At 42.5% G+C, this 6,357-nt stretch carries 8 protein-coding genes; all 8 read right to left on the bottom strand.

Features of this window, described 5'->3' with window-relative positions; translation table 11 throughout:
- Window positions 1–16 precede the first annotated feature (16 nt).
- Complete coding sequence (gene hemC, locus RYP29_RS07785; protein WP_311532949.1) at window positions 17–955, bottom strand: hydroxymethylbilane synthase; 939 nt, start codon at window positions 953–955, stop codon at window positions 17–19.
- A 1-nt stretch (window position 956) separates the two neighbouring features.
- Window positions 957–2,231: a glutamyl-tRNA reductase gene (gene hemA / locus RYP29_RS07780; protein ID WP_016476524.1), complete on the bottom strand. Its 1,275-nt coding sequence runs from the start codon at window positions 2,229–2,231 to the stop codon at window positions 957–959.
- Entirely contained in the window at window positions 2,200–2,847 is a 648-nt protein-coding gene (locus RYP29_RS07775; RefSeq protein WP_311532947.1) for a bifunctional precorrin-2 dehydrogenase/sirohydrochlorin ferrochelatase, read from the bottom strand. Before RYP29_RS07775 ends, hemA begins: the two co-directional genes overlap by 32 nt.
- 114 nt (window positions 2,848–2,961) lie before the next feature.
- Complete coding sequence (locus RYP29_RS07770; RefSeq protein ID WP_005375694.1) at window positions 2,962–3,747, bottom strand: RNA-binding protein; 786 nt, start codon at window positions 3,745–3,747, stop codon at window positions 2,962–2,964.
- On the bottom strand, window positions 3,747–4,535 hold the full coding sequence (gene proC, locus RYP29_RS07765) for a pyrroline-5-carboxylate reductase (protein WP_105083984.1): 789 nt from the start codon (window positions 4,533–4,535) through the stop codon (window positions 3,747–3,749). Before proC ends, RYP29_RS07770 begins: the two co-directional genes overlap by 1 nt.
- Window positions 4,536–4,561: 26 nt before the next feature.
- Window positions 4,562–5,056, bottom strand: a complete 495-nt coding sequence (locus RYP29_RS07760; protein WP_311532944.1) for a cell division protein SepF — start codon at window positions 5,054–5,056, stop codon at window positions 4,562–4,564.
- Between the two features lie 39 nt (window positions 5,057–5,095).
- Complete coding sequence (locus tag RYP29_RS07755) at window positions 5,096–5,782, bottom strand: YggS family pyridoxal phosphate-dependent enzyme (protein ID WP_005380354.1); 687 nt, start codon at window positions 5,780–5,782, stop codon at window positions 5,096–5,098.
- Window positions 5,783–5,862: 80 nt separating this feature from the next.
- Window positions 5,863–6,357, bottom strand: a 495-nt coding sequence (locus tag RYP29_RS07750) for a polyphenol oxidase family protein (RefSeq protein ID WP_311532942.1), incomplete at its 5' end; no start/stop codon positions are given.

The following is a 6,357-nucleotide window of genomic DNA, read 5'->3' as shown; positions in this document are numbered from 1 at the left end:
AAATATACTAAACCTGTCATTTTATGATTCCCTCCTTAACAAGGGCTTCCACAATGTGTTTGCCCCCTTCTTCATATAAGGCTTTCGCAAGGTTTTTGCCTAACATAACCCCTTTCTTAGCAGGTCCAGACAATTCTCCTTCATATACAGTTTTACCATCCAAAGACGCAATGAGCGCTTTCAAGTTAAGCTGTCCCTTTTCAACGGTCCCATATACGCCCATCGGCACTTGGCAGCCACCATTGAGTTGGTTCAAGAAACTACGTTCCCCCTCTACGGCAAGGCGTGTTGGTTCGTCGTCTATTTTTGAAAGCATGTCTAACATCTCAGTATCGTCACTGCGACATTCAATAGCTAATGCACCTTGCCCCACAGCAGGAATCATTTCATCCGCCGTAAAGACTTGTGTGATCCTATCATCTAAACCGAGCCGTTTAAGACCTGCTTGTGCCAATACGACGCCATCGAGACCTTCCGTTTCAATCTTGCCAAGACGGGTTTGCACATTGCCGCGGATGACTTCGATTTGTAGGTCTGGACGGCGATGCAATAGTTGGGCTTGACGACGTAAACTACTGGTGCCAATACGCGCTCCTTCTGGCAATTGGGCCAATGTTTTATATTTAGGACTGACCAAAGCATCAAAAGGGACTTCTCGTTTTGAAATAGCACCTAATGTAAGGCCGTCTGGTAATTCCGTAGGCATATCCTTTAAACTATGAACGGCGATATCGATATCGCCAGCATGCATAGCCGCCTCTAATTCAGCAGTGAATAAACCTTTGCCACCTACTTCGGCAAGGGGCTTATTCAAAATGCGGTCCCCTTTCGTATTAAAATGGACTAGTTCCACTGTAATGCCAGGGTATAAGCGTTGCAATTCACTTTTTACATATTCTGACTGCCATAAGGCAAGAGCACTCTTTCGAGTTCCAATTCTAATGTGGTTCCTCATACTACGAGCCTTCTTTCTCGAGATTAAACATATCTTTGAATAAATCCCAATATAAACCTTCTTCTTGTGTACCGGCGATTTCATTAAAATGAATCATCGGTTCTCTTAGCATTTTTCTAACGATCATACGACTCATAGAATCAATGATGCGACGCTCTTTATCGGAAATATCCGGCAATTTAGCCAGCGCTCGATGTAATTCACGGCGACGAATACGGTCAGCCTTATCCGTCAATAATGCCATCATAGGACGTACGGATAAATAACTAAACTTTTCTAACACTTCATCGATGGCTTCGTGAATAATCGGTTCAGCCCGTTTCGCCTCTTCCTCGCGTTGCTGTTTATTTTCTTCTACAACGCTTTCTAGAGCATCGATATTGAATAGGTACACACCTTCGATATCCGCAACCACAGGATCAATATCACGTGGCACTGCAATATCAATCATGACGATGGGACGTCCATGACGCAATGCGGCAATCCGTTTTGCCTCTTTTTCACCAATAATATAATGCGGTGCCCCCGTCGATGTAATAATGATATCTGCATGTTCTGCTTGTTCTACATAGTGATCTAATTTAATGGCTTGCCCATTAAATTTCTTCGCCAATGCTTCTGCTTTGGTAAAAGTTCGATTTGATACGAATATGGTTTTTACGCCCTTTGCTTGAAGATGTGTAGCTGTTAACTCACTCATGGTACCAGCCCCTAAGATGAGGACTGTTGCTTCTGAAAGTGGTTTATCTAGGCTATCTTCCGCCAAGTTAACCGCCGTATAGCTAACAGACACAGGTGTATTCGCAATGCCTGTATTGGTTCGAACCTTTTTACCAACGCTAATAGCGCGTTGGAACAAGATATTAAATACAGTTCCCGTAAAGCCTGCACTATAGGCCGCGATATAGGCACCTTTCAATTGGCTAAGGATTTGACCTTCCCCCAATACTAGGGAGTCAAGGCTAGCAGATACGCGGAATAGATGTTCTATACACGCTTTCTCTTCATAGAAGAAAAATGCGGATTCATCAATTGTATCGGCATGTTTTAAATGCTTTAATACATCGAGCATATACGCTTTAGGAGATTGTACATCTTCTAATACGGCATAAATTTCCGTACGATTGCAAGTCGATAGAATGACGCATTCTGAAATTTTTTCGTATTCATAGAGTCGATTTAAGGCGCTTTCTACCTCGTTTTTTTCAAACGAGAAACGTTCACGCACCTCAACGGCAGCACTTCTATGATTTAGTCCTAATACCACTAATTGCATGGTGTAGTTTCTCCTCTATCAAAGGCCACTGTCCCTTAAGAATGGCCTGAAATTCAGATTCGCCTAGATGAGTGCGCCAAAAACGGCTACGCTCCTCTACGCTAGGGATAAGTAACTTTACCTCTTCCCTCATAATTTTAAGTCTCGGTATGGCAATTTGCAATATATTATAACGATTCATCATATCTTGTTTCACAAGACGATTGATACGTGGTCCCCCATTATTAGCACTAATCGCAACATGCAAATCACCCATATCGATTGTTGATGGTACTGTGAAATCACAAGCTGTAGCATTATCGGCACGATTGACTAGTATGCCATTATTGCGTGCTATAGCTTCGATATAATCATTAACAGCTTTATTATCTGTACAGATAAACAATAATTTACATTGTTTTACAATGTCTATATGGTCATCGCTAAACACTATATTGTGCCAAATAAATCTGTTATCCTCATGCCAAGCTTTCATCTGATCTGTTATAACGGGGCTAATGACAATGCATTGACAAGGCTCGTCTAAGCATAATGCTAGACGTCGTTCAGCCACGGCGCCACCACCTACAAATAAAATGGTATCACTCGCTGTAGTTTGTAATGTTAGAGATATCATAATGAACCTCGCATAATTGATGATACCGCTTATGTATACCTACATATGGAACTATAGATATACATAAGCGGTATAAAAAATCGGCTTGATGAATCAAGCCGATTGCTTATTTGCTTACATAAATCGTTTAAGGTAAACGCCGATACGTCCCTTACGGGATGTGCCCGTAATAGCCTCTACCTTCATTCGGCCACGACCACGCATAGAGATGATGTCCCCTTCTTTGACCTCTTGGGATGGCCCCTTTGCAGGTTGCCAATTTACTTGCAATAAACCGGCATTTACAGCGCTCACCAATTTGGTACGGGATACGCTAAAGCCAGAGCTTGCTACCGCATCCAATCGAAGTGATGCAACGGTAGTACGCACTTCTTTAATCTTTTCTTCTTTTGGTGCTATCTCATCTAACTCCATCGGAGTTACAGATACGGCAACCATAGCGATTTTTGTAAAATTTTGCACTACAAAATCTGCTACAGCGCTATCTACGAGAATTTGTGCGCCCCCTTGGCCCATGATAATATCGCCAAATTTCGAGCGATCAATGCCAAGCCCCATTAAAGAACCAAGCACATCACGATGATTTAACAATCTAAATCGTGGATCCCAAGATACCTTCAAGGGAATGATACCCATATCTACTGTACCTTGAAAATGACTATCTACAAAGGCGATACGAATACGTTCCGCCCCTTCATAGCCGCCATAGGATTGAACGAGTAATTCAGGATAAGCCGCCTTAATTGCATCCGCAATAACAAGTCCTGCAGGACTTGTAAAGTCACAAACGCGATATGGTTTTCCCTTTACTACTTGTTCTGCTAAATCAAGCATACGGCGCGCTTCTTCACCGCTACCGCTTGCTTCAAAATATCTAATTAATTTACTAGTATCAGCCATTATTTCCCCAATTCATTGGAACGAGCTAAACAAGCAACAACCCCATCTTGTAAGGCACTGCGCAAGCCACCTTTTTCCATAGCTCCAATGCCAGCAATCGTAGTGCCGCCAGGGCTAGTCACTTGATCGCGCAATATAGCAGGATGTGTGCCGGATTCTAATGCCATTTTACCAGCTCCATACATCGTTTGGGCAGCCGCCTTAATCGCCAATTGACGAGGTAATCCAATGCGGACTCCCGCATCAGCCAAGGCATCTAAAATGACAAACATATATCCTGGGCCGGCACCAGACAAAGCGCCTAATCGATCTAGGTCGGCTTCACTGACAACGGCTACTTCGCCAACGGCGTTAAATAAAGCCTCAACAAAAGTAGTATCAGCATCGTTATCCGCTGTTAACGCTGTCATGCCACAACCAATAGATGCTGGAGTATTCGGCATGGCTCGATATAATACAGCCGTTGGTAATGCTTTGCGCAAGGTATCTAATGTTACGCCAGCTGCCACAGATATAACCGTAGCACCCGCTTTCACAGACGTTAATTGGCTCAATACGGATGGTAATACCTGTGGTTTAACAGCGAGGATAATCGTGTCAAACTGCGCCATATCAGGTAATTCTACAAAACCTGTAACGCCCAATTCGTCAACTAATTCGTCGCGATGTTCAGGGCGACGCACTACGATTGATACATCATCTCTACGTAATATACCTTGTGAAAGTGCGCCTCGTAAAAGGGCACCACCCATGGCGCCTACGCCTATACATACTGTTTTTCCCAACATAGTATCACCACTTTTTCTATACTGGATTATTTATTTTGCCAGTTAAATTCTTGTTGCTCAGTTGTTCCACTTTCAGATTCATTATTATAATCAATGGATACATTAACAGGTACGCACATAAAAATGTCTTTGCCTACCTTTTCCAATTTGCCATCTAATGCAAATGTTGCACCAGATACAAAGTCAACAATACGAGCAGCTTCGTGAGGATCTGTATTTTCAAAGTTAATCAATACAGGGCGCATGTCACGCAATTGATGAGTGATGCTTTCAGAATCTTCAAAAACCTTAGGTTCGATAACAACTACTTTCATGGCTGTTGGACGTTGTGTCATAGTGGATGTGCCTCCTACCTTACGTGGATGGAACTCAGATGCAGCTGCTGTTGGTGCTACTGGTGGCACGTCCTCTGCATAGTCCTCATCATCTTCATATTCATACTCATCATCATAATCATAACGGTCATCATTATTAATGCCGATAAAATTTTTGATTCTTTGCCATTGTTCTCCCATAGACATGGTAATCCTCCTAATATACTCACACTGTTATATTCCCAATTAGTTATATACACGTTCCCCAAAGATGGCAGTGCCTACACGCACGATGTTAGCCCCTTCTTGTAAGGCTATTTCAAAGTCATGTGTCATCCCCATCGACAAATATTGTATATCCCCATCAGGGAAATACCCTTTCATATCTTCATACAAAGCATGTGCCACTCTAAAGATAGGTCTTGCATCCTCCGGATTTTCGAAAAACGGAGCCATGCACATCAAGCCTTTAACGCGTACATGCGGTAAGGTCTTCGCATAGTCTCGTATGTCAGGAAAATCCTCTACGGACATACCAGACTTACTCGCTTCGCGAGCTACATTGACTTGTAACAATATGTCTTGTACTTTATCATGCTTAGCAGCAACCTTTTCGATTTCATCTAATAGTTTCTTACTATCTACAGAATGAATCAAATCAAACATCGGTACCGCTTGACGAACCTTATTAACTTGTAAATGGCCAATTAAATGCCATACCAATTTAGGTCCTGTATAAAGCATTTGTTTTTCTTTTGCCTCTTGCACACGATTTTCGCCTACATGAGTGCATCCAAGGCGAGCCACTTCCTCTACAGCCGTTACAGGATGATTCTTTGTAACCGCAACAAGTAACGCCGTATCCGTGCGCCCTACGCTAGCCATTGCATCAGCCATGCGTTGTTGGATTTTATGAAGGGATTCTTCAATCATATGATCCTCCCATATAGTAACCTATAAATAAATATCCTATAGACTTATATTATATAATATTTAACCAATAATGTATATCTTTACCGTTTTTCGAGCATACCAAATAATGCCATACGCCCTGTTTTACCATGTTCACGACGATAGGAAAAACAATTCTCATCGGTCATACTATCGGTACCACCAATACAGATTTGGTCCTTTGGAACACCTCGTTGCAACAAATCTTCTTCGATAAATCGCCATAAATCAACATGTGGTGTCGCTTTCGACGCACCATCTCTAACGATATATCGGACCAATTCATCACTATTGGCATCAGTTATTTTCTTCCACTCGTCTGTGAAAGTATCTGCCAGTTCTTGATTAACCTCAAAGGATTCAGGTCCAATGCTAGGACCTAAATATACATAGCAGTCTTCAAAGCGCGTACCAAAATCTCGTTGCATCGCCTCTATGGTGATAACCGGTAGATGGCCTATAGCACCGCGCCATCCTGCATGAACGGTAGCCACCACATGATGCACAGGATCGTAAATGCCTACTGGTACGCAATCTGCAGTAAATAAGAATAATGG

Origin of the sequence: uncultured Veillonella sp. (assembly GCF_963534045.1) — a bacterium.
GTDB lineage: Bacteria > Bacillota > Negativicutes > Veillonellales > Veillonellaceae > Veillonella.
Note: the sequence above shows the minus strand (reverse complement) of the source record. Positions and strands in the feature narration are given on the sequence as shown.